The sequence below is a fragment of the Bacteroides sp. genome, from assembly GCF_052357945.1.
Classification (GTDB): domain Bacteria; phylum Bacteroidota; class Bacteroidia; order Bacteroidales; family Bacteroidaceae; genus Bacteroides.
Genome location: NZ_DAWCXD010000122.1, coordinates 1 through 14,723 on the forward strand (window position 1 = coordinate 1; position 14,723 = coordinate 14,723).

The window sequence follows — 14,723 nt, forward strand, 5'->3', positions numbered from 1 at the left end:
CTAAGAAAGCCAAAAGTATCGTAATCATCTCTGTTGTATATGCCATTGGTTCTACCCATATTTCATGAAAGATATTCCAGCGTCCCAATACTTCTACAAAAGTCCAGAACACTACTACCGTAGCAATAGAAAAGCGCATGGCATATCCCCATTGAGTGATTTTCAACAGGCGTTTAAACATAAAAAATGAACCTGCCAGACAGCCGAAAGCAACTATAGCAGTAACAGGGCTATGCTCGCCGACAAAATTCTCATCATAACAGAAGAGTAGCACGAGATAGCTCGTCCACATGATGAGATTTAACTCCATAAAAGTAACAATTGATGTATGACGTGTCATCGGCCGTACCACAATCGTAGTGGTACTCTTACGGAAAAAGACTTTTTGAAGATAGGTAAAGAAGTCGCATCCACTTTTTATACTGAAAATGTAAATCAGCATAAACATCACCCAAAAGCCGAAGGAGGAAGGCATGATTAAGTATTCCGGTTTTGTCACGACTTCACCGGCAGCGTTCAGCAATGGTTGCACTTCATAACGATGTGCATAATATACGTAGATAAACTCTACCCATCCGGTCCAGAAGAGTAGTCCTCCGAATAATCCCCATAACGTCTGTCGTGTATCTCCCTTTGCAAACACTCCAATAATCACCATCACCAGACCTACTGCTCCCATCGTGAAAGCCGCATAGTGAAGAGCTGTGGATGAGAGCACATGCTCCATAAAAATCATTAATGCATGCCCCAACGGCATAGTAAACAATACAATCAGGAAAGAAGTAATCCCTGTCAATACACTTTTTCTACTGTAGCCGCCTTTCATTTTCTTCTCATTTTAATTTTTTAATCATCAATTCAGTAAAAGACTGCAAAAATAACGAGTTAATCCACTCCTCCCAATACCTACATATAATTAAAGCCTCTCATTTTTTCATTTCTTTTAGGTATTTCCCCCGTATATATATCCCCGTAACTTTGCATCTGGAAATTTAATTAATCATTATCTATCAAAATTAAGTATGAAAATCTTAAACTTTTGGATGGTTGCCCTTATGGCACTATCTCTTTCTTCTACTTTCGTTTCTTGTAGCGACAACGACGACGATGAACCTAACCTTGCCAAAGAAATAGCAGGAGCTTATAAAGGTTATTCAGTCGGCGCATGCAATATGTTCTCTGATTATTTGTTGGGTGATGAATCCACAGCAACAATCACTGCCAACGAAGATGGTACCATCAATTTGGTATATAAATCCGGATCTGGAGATTTCACTCTGAATAATTTAAAACTTTCTTCTAATAAATCTTTCAGCGGTTCCGGTGAAGTTGCCATGTCTATGAGCGGCAGCACAGGCGGTAGCTACGACTACACATTAGAAGGTAGTGTAGATGGTTCTAAAGTGTTAAGCTTGAAAGCCAATGTTGATATTCCTGTACCTATGGGAAAAATGGAGATTGATTTCATACAAGGAGAAACTCCTGTTGGTTATTATATAAAAGATACTTATAAATACCAAACTAATTTGAGCCTTAAGGTACAAGGAGGAGAAGTTGGCTCTACTACAGATTGCCAAGTAAAGATTGAAAACCCGACAGGTAGTACCGTAAATGTTACAATCAGCGGGTTTAATAATGCAGGAGGTTCAATGAGTAACTTTGAAAAATTCACTGTTACCGGAGTCAATGTTACTAAAGCAAACAATGGTGGTTACTCGCTCAGTCTGGGTACCTTTGAAGCAGATACCCAAAAAACTACAGGTGAAGCTCTTGCTATTAACGGCACAAGTCTGAACGGTACAATTGATGCAGACGGAACAGCTACTGTTAGCATCGTTTTCTCACCGGGAAGTATGCCAATGCCAATTACAGCAGAATTTACGGGAAGTAATACTCAAAGTAGCGTACAATAAACGATTAAATAAGCAATGAAAAGAAGCAGGAACGCTATTTTCAAATATACTATAGTACTGGGAGCGGCAATGTCGCTCTCTGCTTGTAATGGAATATTTGAAAATATTTATGATGCCCCCATCGAAACGGAGATGGAAATCAAGGAGAATAGCTTTTCACAAGTCAAGACTGTTGAATATACAGAATGGGCCTACATTAACCTTTCGGAACGTACGGTTACCACTGTTAAAATCGGAGAGGAATATGAGAGTCAAATTCCTGATAAGTGGGATTTCGCTATTCATCGTTATGATATAAAAACCAACGAGGGTGCTGCCTACAAAACAACTTACACAAGTATCGACGAGTTTAAAGCAACAGGTAAACTGCCTAAAGCGGAAGATTTTGTAGAAGATGAATGGACAACCGATAAAATAGCCATTGACATGTCGGGCATGATGGACGGAAACATTATCTACACAGAGTCTTACCGTAATGCTGTTCTTTCCAGCTGGCTGGACGTTAATACCGCAACGATGCCTCCGGTATACACCATGTCAAACCAAGTCTTTTTGATACGTTTGAAAGACAATACATACGCAGCGATCCGTTTTACCAACTACATGAATGCCAGAGGTATAAAAGGATATATTGACTTCGATTTCCAGTATCCGCTTGAGTTCGAGGACAACAACAATGAAACTAATCAACAAGAATGAAACCTACATTTATAATCTCATTATTGCTTTTTTCATTTATAGCAACTTGCACCACATTAGCACAACACTCAACTTATCACATCAGCGGACGTGTAACTGATACAGAAGGGGAACCTCTCCCCGGTGCAACGATTTCCATCAAAGGTAAAGGAACCGGAGCCGTCACATCCGTCGACGGCACATATACATTACAACTCCCCGGAACCGGTACATACCTCATCACCGCCTCGTATGTAGGCTATCAACCACAAGAAAAAAGACTGACTCTAGGGAAAGAGAAAAGACTAAGTTTCCGCTTATCGGAAGATCAGTTTGACCTGGGGACAGTGGTTGTCACAGGTACACGTACTCCCAAATTACTGAAAGATGCTCCTATCATCACTCGTGTAATCACAGCAGACGATATTAAGAAGGTAGATGCAACCAACGTAGGACAATTATTACAATCGGAACTGCCGGGCATTGAATTTTCCTATTCAATGGATCAGCAGGTTTCAATCAATATGCAGGGATTCGGAGGAAACTCTGTACTCTTCCTGGTAGATGGCGAACGTCTGGCAGGGGAAACTTTAAACAACGTCGACTACAACCGATTGAACCTCGACAACGTGGAACGGGTAGAAATTGTAAAAGGGGCTGCCTCTACTCTCTATGGTTCCAGTGCAGTAGGTGGCGTAATCAACATCATCACCCGTGATTCCGAGGACCCATGGAATTTAAATGTAAACAGTCGCTTCGGTGAACATAACGATCAACGATATGGCGGAACTTTCAGTTTCAAAGCCGGTAAATTCAACAGCCAGACGAATGTGCAACATACAATGTCCGATTCTTACGACGTACCGGAAGGAGATGTGACAACCATCTTCGGAAACCGCACATGGAATGTGAAAGAACGTCTTGTTTACAGACCGATTGAACAGTTGAAACTGACTGCACGCGGAGGTTATTATTTCCGCGAACGGGATAAGACCGGAGACAGCAAAGACCGTTATCGTGATTTCAGCGGAGGTCTGAAAGCCAACTATGATTTCAACATCATGAGTAATCTGGAAGTTGCCTATACATTCGACCAATATGATAAAAGTGATTATCTGACCTCATACAAATACGATGTCCGCGATTACAGCAATGTGCAACATAGCGTACGCGCACTCTACAATTACACCTTCAACGATAAAAACATTCTGACCGTAGGAGGAGATTATATGCGTGACTATCTATTGTCTTATCAATTCACCAACAATGGAAGTTATACCATGCACTCGGCAGATGCATTCGGACAATTCGACTGGAACCCGACCGAACATTTCAACGTAATCAGCGGGGTACGTTTCGACTATTTCTCACAATCTAACGTACGTCATATATCTCCGCACATCGGGCTGATGTACAAAATAGCCAACTGCTCCCTCCGTGGTTCATACTCACAGGGATTCCGCTCTCCTACCCTCAAAGAAATGTATATGAACTTCGACATGGCAAATGCCATGATGATTTATGGTAATCCCGACCTGAAATCGGAGACGAGCCATAACTTCTCGCTCTCGGCGGAATATACCAAGAACCGTTACAATTTTACCGTTTCGGGATATTACAACCTTGTCAATGACCGGATCGACCTGACTTCATTCCGCGACACTGACGGAAGATGGGCGCAGCTATATATCAATACAGAGAAAGTAGACATCGCCGGTGTAGATATCAACGCCTCCGCCAAATATCCTTGTGGTCTGGGAATACGTGTTTCTTACGGATACCTCCACGAGTTTATGCGTGACGGACAAATGAAATTCTCCAGTACCCGCCCACATTCAGCGACCGCACGTATCGAATACGGCAAATCATGGGATAATTATCAATTCAATCTTTCCCTGAATGGACGTGCGTTATCCAAAGTAGAAACCAATAAATATGTGGGCAATAATCCGGATGAAGGGACTACAGGAGTGACTTATCCGGGATATACGATGTGGAACCTGACGTTGACACAAGGGATCTGGAAAGGAGTCAGCCTGAATATGGCCGTCAACAACATATTTAATTATGTTCCAAGCTATTATGATGCAAACTCTCCTTATACCCGGGGAACCAACTTCTCCATCGGACTTGCATTAGACGTAGACAGGTTCTTCAGAAAATAGAAAAGATAAAACTACATACAAAGCTAAAAATAAGAGAAATGAAAAAGAAAAGTAAAATCATCTTAGGTGTATGCATCGTTGCTGCAGCTCTGATAGGGATGTCCGTATGGAATACCTGGTTCAGTCCTACAAAGATTGCTTTCATCAACTTCCAGACCATACAGCAGGGAAGTATATCGAAAGCCAACGACAATTCATCCATCAAACTCAGTGAAGTATCGCTCGACAACCTCGACCGCCTGACCGGTTACGACATGGTATTCATCAACGGAATGGGTCTGCGTATCGTCGAGGAACAACGTCAACAGATACAACAGGCTGCCGACAAAGGTATTCCTGTATATACTTCCATGGCTACCAACCCGGCCAACAACATTTGCAATCTGGACAGCGTACAACAGAATCTGATACGAGGTTATCTGACTAATGGAGGAAAGACCAACTACCGGAATATGCTGAATTATATCCGTAAAGCTATTGACGGTAAAATCTCTTCCATACCGGAAGTGGAAGACCCGGCAGAAAGGCCCAGCGACATGCTCTATCACGCCGGACTCACCAACCCGGATGATGAACTGGAGTTCCTCACCGTGGCAGATTATGAGAAATTCATGAAGGACAACCGTCTTTATAAAGAAGGAGCACGTAAAATCATGATTACCGGACAAATGGCTGATGCCACCGGACTTATTGAGGCTCTTGAAAAAGAAGGTTACAATGTTTATCCGGTTCAGTCAATGACGAAATTCATGTCATTTATTGACGAAGTGCAGCCCGACGCAATCATCAACATGGCACACGGACGCATGGGAGACAAAATGGTGGATTATCTGAAAGCTAAGAATATCCTCTTGTTTGCTCCGCTCACCATTAACAGCCTAGTAGATGAATGGGAGAAAGATCCGATGGGAATGGCAGGAGGATTTATGTCACAGAGCATCGTGACTCCGGAAATCGACGGTGCCATCCGTCCTTTCGCTCTCTTTGCACAATATGAGGATGAAGAAGGATTGCGCCATTCGTATGCAGTACCCGAACGCCTGAAGACTTTCGTATCCACAATCAACAATTATTTGAATCTGAATACCAAGCCGAACAGTGAGAAGAAGGTAGCTATCTACTATTATAAAGGTCCGGGACAAAATGCATTGACCGCTGCCGGTATGGAGGTGGTACCTTCCCTATATAATCTTCTGGTCCGCATGAAACAGGAAGGATACAACATATCCGGTCTACCTGCAAATGCCGAAGAACTGGGTAAAATGATACAAGCTCAAGGCGCTGTGTTCAACTCTTACGCAGAGGGAGCCTTTAATGACTTTATGCAAAAAGGACATCCCGAACTTATCACCAAAGATCAATATGAAAGTTGGGTGAAAGAGTCACTCCGCCCTGAAAAATATCAGGAAGTAGTGGATGCTTTCGGCGAATTCCCCGGCAACTATATGGCGACCAATGACGGCAAACTGGGTATTGCCCGTCTGCAATTCGGAAATGTTGTCTTAATGCCACAAAATGCAGCCGGAAGTGGTGACAACTCCTTCCAAGTGATTCATGGCACTAATATGGCACCTCCTCATACCTATATTGCTTCCTATCTATGGATGCAACATGGCTTCAAGGCTGACGCACTGATCCATTTCGGTACACACGGAAGTCTTGAATTTACTCCCAAAAAACAAGTGGCATTGTGCAGCAACGACTGGCCGGATCGCCTGGTAGGAGCAGTTCCGCACTTCTACATCTATTCCATCGGTAATGTTGGAGAAGGGATGATGGCTAAACGTCGTTCTTACGCAACTATACAATCATACCTCACTCCTCCTTTCCTTGAAAGCAGCGTACGCGGTATTTATCGGGAGTTGATGGAAAAAATCAAGATTTACAATAACTCTCAAAAAGAGAATAAAGATCAAGAATCATTAGCGATCAAAACGCTGACTGTGAAGATGGGAATTCACCGTGATTTAGGTTTGGACAGCATTGCCAACAAACCATATACAGAAGATGAAATTGCCCGGGTAGAAAACTTCGCTGAAGAACTGGCTACCGAGAAAATCACGGGGCAACTCTATACAATGGGAGTTCCTTATGAACCGGAACGGATCACTTCTTCCGTCTATGCAATGGCTACAGAACCTATCGCATACAGTCTGCTGGCTCTTGACAAGCAGCGTGGCAAAGCGACAGATGCCGTCAGCAAGCATCGCAGCCTTTTTACACAACAGTATTTGACCCCTGCCCGTCAGTTGGTAGGAAAGCTAATTGCCAATCCTTCACTAGCCACGGATGAACTGATTTGCCGTACAGCTGGCATCACACCGCAAGAACTTGCCAAAGCACGTCAGATAGAAGCCGAACGCAATGCTCCGAAAGGTATGATGGCAATGATGATGGCTGCATCTGCAAAGAATGAAAATGCTGATAAAGAGAAATCCGGCAAGGATCATCCGGCTATGTCAGGCAAAGGAAAAACTCCTCATAGCAATATGCCTGACAGCATGAGGGAAGCCATGAAAAAGATGGGTGCCAATATGGACCCCGAGAAAGCTATGGAAATGGCTAAATCTATGGGAGCAAATCCCGAAGCTCTGAAAAAGATGGAAGCTGCCATGAAATCCAACAAGGATAAAGAGCAGCCTGCCGGGTCTTCAGATAAACAGATGAAAGGCTCCAAACAAGAAAAACCGAAAGGCATGTCAGCCATGATGGCCGCTATGGGGAAAGCGACGAAAGAATACAGCAAAGAAGAGATTGAACTAGCACTTGCCGTAGCGGAAGTAGAACGTACAATCAAGAATGTAGGTAATTATAAAAATGCACTCCTGACAAGTCCCGAAGAGGAACTAAACAGTCTGATCAATGCATTGAAAGGCGGATACACCGCTCCTACTCCGGGCGGTGACCCTATAGCTAATCCGAACGCTTTGCCTACCGGACGTAATATGTATGCTATCAATGCCGAAGCAACTCCAACAGAATCTGCTTGGGAAAAGGGTATTGCTTTAGCTAAACAAACAATTGATACCTACAAACAACGTCATAATGATTCTATTCCACGCAAAGTAAGTTATACGCTCTGGTCTTCCGAATTTATTGAAACTGGCGGAGCTACTATTGCCCAAGTACTTTATATGCTGGGAGTAGAACCTGTCCGTGACGCATTCGGTCGTGTCAGCGATTTGAAACTGATTCCTTCAGCCGAACTGGGACGTCCACGTATCGACGTAGTGGTCCAGACTTCCGGACAACTCCGTGATATCGCCGCTTCCCGCCTCTTCCTGATTAACCGTGCAGTAGAAATGGCTGCGACAGCGAAAGACGACAAGTTTGAAAATCAGGTAGCCGCCAGTGTGATAGAAGCTGAAAGAGTGCTGACTGAAAAAGGTGTCAGTCCGAAAGATGCACGCGAGATGGCTTCTTTCCGAGTATTCGGAGGTGCTAATGGCATGTATGGTACAGGAATTCAGGGAATGGTGGAATCCGGCGATCGTTGGGAAAGTGAATCGGAAATCGCAGATACTTACCTCAACAATATGGGAGCCTTCTACGGTGACGAAAAACACTGGGAAGTCTTTCAGAAATTTGCCTTTGAAGCAGCATTGAACAGTACTGATGTTGTCGTTCAGCCCCGCCAAAGCAACACTTGGGGAGCATTGAGCCTCGACCACGTATATGAATTTATGGGAGGTATGAATCTTGCCGTACGCAACGTTACCGGTAAAGACCCGGACGCTTATCTTAGCGACTACCGAAACCGCAACAATATGAAAATGCAGGAACTTAAAGAAGCAGTCGGCGTAGAAAGCCGTACAACGATTCTGAATCCTACCTATATCAAAGAGAAAATGAAAGGCGGTGCTTCTGCAGCAAGCGAAGTTGCCCAGACTGTAACCAATACGTATGGCTGGAACGTGATGAAACCTGCCGCTATCGACAAGGAACTTTGGGATAATATATATGATGTATATGTCAAAGACGAATACAAACTGAATGTAAAAGACTTCTTTGAAAAACAGAATCCCGCAGCTTTACAGGAAGTGACTGCCGTTATGATGGAAACTGCCCGCAAAGGATATTGGAAAGCTTCTCCGGAACAACTCTCCAATATTGCCAAGCTGCATACAGACCTTGTCAGACAATTCGGTCCTTCGGGTAGCGGATTTACCGGAGACAATGCCAAATTACAGCAGTTCATCGCCTCTCAAGTAGATGCGCAAACCGCAGCCAACTATAACAAGGAACTGAAACAAATGAAACAAGCCACCCTGGACGGAGAAGCGACCAAAGGAGGCATGGTATTGAAGAAACAATCGAGCGATGCCGTACAAGGGGCACAGGAAGAACAAAATTCTTTGAATGGAGGCCTTATCGCAGGTATTGTTCTGGTAGCATTTGTTGTCATGTTGCTAATACTTAAAAAGAAACGGAAAAAGTAATGTAATATGGAGTTAATCATTCACATATTAATGCTGTTTATCGTGATTAACAGCAGTTTCAAACTCAGTTTCTGGAAACTTTGGCAAACCGTAATATACAGCCTGATAGCCGGTCTTTTTGTAGCCGGCACCTGGCAGTATGCTATTCTCCAGTCAAAGACACAGATTGCTGATTATCTGCAGAACACGGAAGCATTACAAAACATGGCTATTATCATAACGCTTGAGTCGGCACTCTGCTTCGGCTACTGCGTAGCTTTCTTGCGCGGACTTTATGGTAAGAAGAATTTATGGTGGGCAGAATTACTTCGCTGGTATCCCAGCTTGTTGCTCTTCCCCGTATTATTCTACTATCTCACAGAAGCTATCTTCCGGTTACCTGGTGTAGACTTTTCAGTGACAGCCTGGTCACTTGCAGGGATAGTGGTTATCGCCATCCCATTGTTAAGCCGGCTGATGAAGTATCTTGTACCCGAAGACGATCTCCGTTTGGAAGTTCATTTCCTCGTCAGCTTATTCATCTGTATCCTCGGATTACTGACCACAGTCAACGGAAAAACAACCTATGCTGCCACCGAGGAGGCACTCAACTGGAAAGCGATTATCTTGTCCATCGGTCTGTTCGTTGTCCTGTTTCTCATTGGATTTGCCTGGAACAAGCTGAAATGGCCTTTATTACAACGTAAAGAATTAAAAAAAAGAAGTAAAATCAATCAATAAATATTATATGGAACTCATCTCTAAACTTTTATTCTGGGTAGCGAACAGTTTACTTATACCCGATATCATTATTTTGCTGTGCCTGTTCGTTCGTTCACTTATTTTGATCGGAGGCACCTACAACATGTACATGACCAAACGTAAAAATGACAAAGCACTGGACCAACTCATTAAAGATGCACGGATAGACGATCTGAAAGCAGCTTTACCCGACAAAGACAATTCACTATATATGGGTTATCTCCGCGATCTGCTCTACCATCCGGCCAGTGCAGATTACTCTGACTTCCTGATAACAAAATTCGAGAATGAAGCAGAGAAAGATGTGTCTCTTTCTAAAATGCTGGCTAAGATAGGTCCGGTTCTCGGATTGATAGGAACATTGATTTCCATGAGTCCGGCACTTGTGGGACTTTCTACAGGAGATATCTCCGGAATGGCATATAATATGCAGGTAGTATTTGCAACGACTGTTGTAGGTTTGGTTATTAGTGCTGTGGGACTGATATCCATGCAGTTCAAACAACGTTGGTATGCCAAAGATGTCAACAACCTCGATTATGTATCAAGAGTATTAAACGAAACAACCGGAGAGTTCAATAATGAAAAGAAATAGAAGAGTCAGCAAATTCCTCAAAGAAGAGGATACCGACCCGCTAAGTGTAGTAGTAAACTTGTTCGACGTAGCGATGGTATTTGCCGTGGCATTGATGGTAGCAATGGTGATGCACATGAATATGACGGAAGTTTTCGGACAGGAAGATTTCACCATCGTGAAGAATCCTGGTAAAGAAAATATGGAAATCATCTCCAAGGAAGGAAAGAAAATCAACACTTACAAGCCTTCCGGTCAGAAAGAGGAGGATTCTGGGAAAAGAGGAAGAAAAGTAGGGATAGCCTACGAACTGGATAACGGTGAGATTATTTATGTTCCGGAATAACCATTAAAAGTATATTTCCTACCAATAATCAATAGTATCGGAGTGTGTCAAAACGCAGATTAACGCAAATTATCGCAGATTATTTCAATTATATTGACATATTAATCAACGACTTATGAAATTATTTCTGCGATAATTTGCGTTAATCTGCGTTTTATTATTCATTATGACACACCTCCCTTTATTTCTTTCATTTTGCATTGATAACTATCAGAACAAAACATGGTTTCTTCTTTATCAAAACCCGACAAAAGACACACACATTATCGCAGAAATCTACTAATCATCTGCCTGTTATTAGGTATCGTTCTCATTACTTTCTGCTTTTTGCTTTGCCAGCACGACAGTCAGGATATGGACTGCGATTGCTTAAGATGCCTGTTAAGTGCTCCTCCCCAGGAGGGAGAGTATCTCTACAACCGTTATCTGCTCCTCATCAGTGTTCTCTGCTTCTTGTTAATATTCCTGCCCATTTATATATTCGAACATCGACAACATATAAAAAGGAAATAAAAAAACAAGCCACCGAAATGAGTCACTCATTCCGATGGCCTATCCCCTTTAAACACCTTTAAACAAAATGAAAATATGCCTCATATACTAACTAAACTAACTAACCCTCGAGGCATATTTTAAAAGAGACTGTCGCATCAACCTCTTTTTATTGTAGATAGCTTTCGCTCTCTAATCTTATTTACGAGCTTCAGCAATATAGCCGAGAGCTTCTTCACATTTTGCAGTTACATAAGCCCAGTCTTCTGCTGCTACCTTATCTTTCGGGAACAGTTTAGAGCCCATACCTACGCAGAATACACCGGCTTTAATCCATGCAGTCAGGTTTTCTTTAGTAGGTTCTACTCCACCTGTTACCATCAGCTTAGACCATGGCATCGGAGCCATCAAACCTTTCACGAAGTTAGTTCCGTAAACATCACCCGGGAATACTTTGCAAAGATCGCAACCTACTTCCTGCGCAAAACCAACTTCTGACACAGAACCACATCCCGGAGTATAAGCTACCGAGCGACGGTTACATACCTTAGCAATTTCAGGGTTGAACAACGGACCTACCACGAAGTTAGCACCCAGTTGCAGGTACATAGCAGCAGTAGCCGGATCAACGATAGAACCGATACCGATTGCCATTTCAGGGCATTCTTTTGCTGCGAATTTAACGATTTCAGCAAATACTTCCTGTGCAAAGTCACCACGGTTTGTGAATTCGAAAGCACGAACACCACCGTCATAACAAGCCTTTACTACTTTCTTTGCAACTTCTGCATCTTTGTGATAGAATACAGGAACCATTCCTGTAGAGCCGATCTTATTCAATACGGCTATTTTATCGAATTTTGCCATCTTATTATTTACTATTTAAATGAATTGATTTTCTTTACTTTTCAACTCTCCAAATTATCTCTGTACTCGACCGCTTGCATCACCACCAGCCAATGCTTCCACCTCTTCTATAGAAACAAGGTTGAAGTCACCATTGATAGTATGTTTCAATGCAGATGCAGCAACAGCGAATTCAAGAGCAGCACCCTGATTAGGTTTAGTCATCAAACCGTGGATAATACCACCGGAGAAAGAGTCACCACCACCTACACGGTCGATAATCGGATCGATATCATAACGTTTTGAAGTATAGAATTCTTCTCCGTTGTAGATCATCGCTTTCCAACCGTTGTGAGTAGCAGAGAAAGATTCGCGCAAAGTAGAAACTACATATTTGAATCCGAATTCTTTCATCATTTGCTGGAAGATACCCTTGTAGCCTTCAGCATCTGTGTGGCCAGCCTCAACGTCAGCATCCGGTTTGAAGCCCAGGCAAAGTTCTGCATCTTCTTCGTTACCGATACATACGTCTACAAACTGCATCAACGGTTTCATGATAGACTGTGCTTTTTCTTTCGTCCACAGTTTCTTACGGAAGTTCAAGTCAACAGAAACAGTTACACCGTGACGTTTTGCAGCTTCACAAGCCAGACGAGTCAACTCGGCAGCCTTGTCAGAAATAGCCGGAGTGATACCAGACCAGTGGAACCAGTCAGCACCTTCCATGATAGCATCAAAGTCGAAATCAGCAGCGTCAGCTTCAGCAATTGCAGAGTGAGCACGGTCATAAATAACTTTGCTAGGACGCATAGAAGCACCTGTTTCCAAGTAGTAGATACCTACACGGTCGCCACCACGGGCAATAAAGTCTGTCTTTACGCCATATTTACGCAATGCGTTAACAGCAGACTGTCCAATTTCGTGTTTCGGTAATTTAGTTACGAAATAGGCGTCATGTCCGTAGTTGGCACAGCTCACTGCAACGTTAGCTTCTCCACCACCATATACTACATCAAAAGAGTCAGATTGAACAAAACGAGTATTACCCGGAGTTGATAATCTAAGCATGATTTCGCCTAATGTAACGACTTTCTTTCCCATAATCTTATGTTTTAAATTCTAAGTTATTAATATTATGAACTTTCAATTTATCATTTCAGCCCTATTTTAGGGGTTAACACACTGATAACATGACTATTAATCTATAAAAAGACTAACACCACATACCTTTCGTGTGCGGGCACAAAGATACAACAATTTTCGTAATTACAAAAATTGTTATATATTTGTATCGAAAATATTAAGATTATTATTGTGTGCGAGCACAAAAACCTATATAAATAAAGGTTATCGTATGAATAAATTGCCCGAAAGGATCAGAATCAAAGACATCGCCCGTCTGGCAGATGTATCAGTGGGAACAGTAGACCGCGTTATTCATGGACGTAGCGGAGTGTCGGAAGCCAGCAAGAAACGCGTAGAAGAAATTCTGAAGCAGCTTGACTACCAGCCCAACATGTACGCCAGCGCTTTGGCTTCTAATAAGAAGTATACGTTTATCTGTCTGCTACCAGAGCATCTGGAAGGCGAATACTGGACAGCGGTAGAAACCGGTATCCACGAAGCTATTGCCACCTATTCGGATTTCAATACTTCGGTGAAAATCAACTATTACGATCCGTACGACTACCATTCATTCGAGAATGCCAGCGAAGCCATTCTGGCTTTACAGCCGGACGGAGTGATGGTAGCTCCTACCGCTCCGCAGTATACGAAAGGTTTCACCGATCAGTTGCAGGCATTGGATATACCTTATATATATATAGACTCCAATATCAAAGACGTTCCTCCCCTCGCCTTCTTCGGTCAGAACTCACGCCAAAGCGGATACTTCGCTGCCAGAATGATGATGTTACTGGCACGGGATGAAAAGGAAATCGTTATTTTCCGCAAGATACATGAAGGAATTGTAGGTTCTAACCAGCAAGAGAACAGAGAAATCGGTTTCAGGCAGTACATGAAAGAGCATCATCCGTCTTGTACTATACTGGAGCTCGACTTGCATGCCGAACGCAACGACGAAGACAATGAGATGCTGGATGAATTCTTCCGTACCTACCCGACAGTGAAGAACGGAATCACATTCAACTCTAAAGCCTATATCGTCGGCGAATACCTGCAAAGTCGCGGAAAGAAAGATTTCAATCTGATAGGCTATGACCTTCTGGAACGGAATGTCACCTGCCTGAAAGAAGGAAGCATCTCTTTCCTCATTGCCCAGCAACCGGAACTGCAAGGCGCCAATGGCATCAAAGCTCTTTGCGATCACCTTATTTTCAAGAAAGAAGTGACCTGCATCAACTATATGCCCATCGACTTGTTAACGGTAGAAACAATAGACTATTACCATAGCAAATAACAACAAAGTACAACTTTACAAGTACATTACATGGAAACAAAGTATTTAAGAATTAATCCTGCCGACAACGTTGCCGTTGCCATTGTTAACCTCCCGGCAGGAGAGCATCT

11 protein-coding genes are annotated in these 14,723 nt (G+C 42.9%); 8 read left to right on the top strand and 3 right to left on the bottom strand.

Going from position 1 to position 14,723, the window contains the following annotated elements; genetic code table 11:
- The coding region (locus ACT8YW_RS17675; protein WP_444106485.1) for a hypothetical protein at positions 1-826 on the bottom strand (826 nt) is incomplete at its 3' end.
- A 196-nt stretch (positions 827-1,022) separates the two neighbouring features.
- Here ACT8YW_RS17675 and ACT8YW_RS17680 point away from each other — a divergent pair.
- From ACT8YW_RS17680 to ACT8YW_RS17710, 7 genes are read left to right on the top strand one after another with little or no spacing between them, the layout of a single operon-like run.
- Positions 1,023-1,913: a calycin-like domain-containing protein gene (locus ACT8YW_RS17680; RefSeq protein WP_444106487.1), complete on the top strand. Its 891-nt coding sequence runs from the start codon at positions 1,023-1,025 to the stop codon at positions 1,911-1,913.
- 15 nt (positions 1,914-1,928) lie between these two features.
- Entirely contained in the window at positions 1,929-2,612 is a 684-nt protein-coding gene (locus ACT8YW_RS17685) for an HmuY family protein (RefSeq protein ID WP_217724579.1), read from the top strand.
- Complete coding sequence (locus tag ACT8YW_RS17690) at positions 2,609-4,756, top strand: TonB-dependent receptor (RefSeq protein ID WP_444106489.1); 2,148 nt, start codon at positions 2,609-2,611, stop codon at positions 4,754-4,756. The genes ACT8YW_RS17685 and ACT8YW_RS17690 overlap by 4 nt, the downstream gene beginning before the upstream one ends.
- A 38-nt stretch (positions 4,757-4,794) precedes the next feature.
- The gene (locus tag ACT8YW_RS17695) at positions 4,795-9,195 is read left to right on the top strand and encodes a cobaltochelatase subunit CobN (RefSeq protein ID WP_444106491.1); all 4,401 of its coding nucleotides are present in this window, start codon (positions 4,795-4,797) and stop codon (positions 9,193-9,195) included.
- Between the two features lie 6 nt (positions 9,196-9,201).
- Positions 9,202-9,915, top strand: a complete 714-nt coding sequence (locus ACT8YW_RS17700) for a hypothetical protein (protein ID WP_444106493.1) — start codon at positions 9,202-9,204, stop codon at positions 9,913-9,915.
- A gap of 7 nt (positions 9,916-9,922) precedes the next feature.
- Positions 9,923-10,531, top strand: a complete 609-nt coding sequence (locus tag ACT8YW_RS17705; protein WP_444106495.1) for a MotA/TolQ/ExbB proton channel family protein — start codon at positions 9,923-9,925, stop codon at positions 10,529-10,531.
- Entirely contained in the window at positions 10,518-10,856 is a 339-nt protein-coding gene (locus tag ACT8YW_RS17710) for a DUF2149 domain-containing protein (RefSeq protein ID WP_004300151.1), read from the top strand. The genes ACT8YW_RS17705 and ACT8YW_RS17710 overlap by 14 nt, the downstream gene beginning before the upstream one ends.
- A gap of 690 nt (positions 10,857-11,546) precedes the next feature.
- Here ACT8YW_RS17710 and ACT8YW_RS17715 read toward each other — a convergent pair.
- Complete coding sequence (locus tag ACT8YW_RS17715; protein ID WP_004300153.1) at positions 11,547-12,215, bottom strand: bifunctional 4-hydroxy-2-oxoglutarate aldolase/2-dehydro-3-deoxy-phosphogluconate aldolase; 669 nt, start codon at positions 12,213-12,215, stop codon at positions 11,547-11,549.
- Positions 12,216-12,269: 54 nt separating this feature from the next.
- Positions 12,270-13,295: a sugar kinase gene (locus ACT8YW_RS17720; RefSeq protein WP_004313177.1), complete on the bottom strand. Its 1,026-nt coding sequence runs from the start codon at positions 13,293-13,295 to the stop codon at positions 12,270-12,272.
- 253 nt (positions 13,296-13,548) lie between these two features.
- On the opposite strand from ACT8YW_RS17720, the gene ACT8YW_RS17725 reads away from it, so the two are divergent.
- Positions 13,549-14,613, top strand: a complete 1,065-nt coding sequence (locus ACT8YW_RS17725) for a LacI family DNA-binding transcriptional regulator (RefSeq protein ID WP_004303832.1) — start codon at positions 13,549-13,551, stop codon at positions 14,611-14,613.
- The last annotated feature ends 110 nt before the right edge of the window (positions 14,614-14,723 follow it).

Excerpts from the sequence above, each read along its gene's own strand:
- ACT8YW_RS17700 (WP_444106493.1), top strand. The coding sequence starts at position 9,202 with ATGGAGTTAATCATTCACATATTAATGCTGTTTATCGTGATTAACAGC.
- ACT8YW_RS17715 (WP_004300153.1), bottom strand. The coding sequence starts at position 12,215 with ATGGCAAAATTCGATAAAATAGCCGTATTGAATAAGATCGGCTCTACA.
- ACT8YW_RS17720 (WP_004313177.1), bottom strand. The coding sequence starts at position 13,295 with ATGGGAAAGAAAGTCGTTACATTAGGCGAAATCATGCTTAGATTATCA.
- ACT8YW_RS17705 (WP_444106495.1), top strand. The coding sequence starts at position 9,923 with ATGGAACTCATCTCTAAACTTTTATTCTGGGTAGCGAACAGTTTACTT.
- ACT8YW_RS17725 (WP_004303832.1), top strand. The coding sequence starts at position 13,549 with ATGAATAAATTGCCCGAAAGGATCAGAATCAAAGACATCGCCCGTCTG.
- ACT8YW_RS17690 (WP_444106489.1), top strand. The coding sequence starts at position 2,609 with ATGAAACCTACATTTATAATCTCATTATTGCTTTTTTCATTTATAGCA.
- ACT8YW_RS17685 (WP_217724579.1), top strand. The coding sequence starts at position 1,929 with ATGAAAAGAAGCAGGAACGCTATTTTCAAATATACTATAGTACTGGGA.
- ACT8YW_RS17695 (WP_444106491.1), top strand. The coding sequence starts at position 4,795 with ATGAAAAAGAAAAGTAAAATCATCTTAGGTGTATGCATCGTTGCTGCA.
- ACT8YW_RS17710 (WP_004300151.1), top strand. The coding sequence starts at position 10,518 with ATGAAAAGAAATAGAAGAGTCAGCAAATTCCTCAAAGAAGAGGATACC.
- ACT8YW_RS17680 (WP_444106487.1), top strand. The coding sequence starts at position 1,023 with ATGAAAATCTTAAACTTTTGGATGGTTGCCCTTATGGCACTATCTCTT.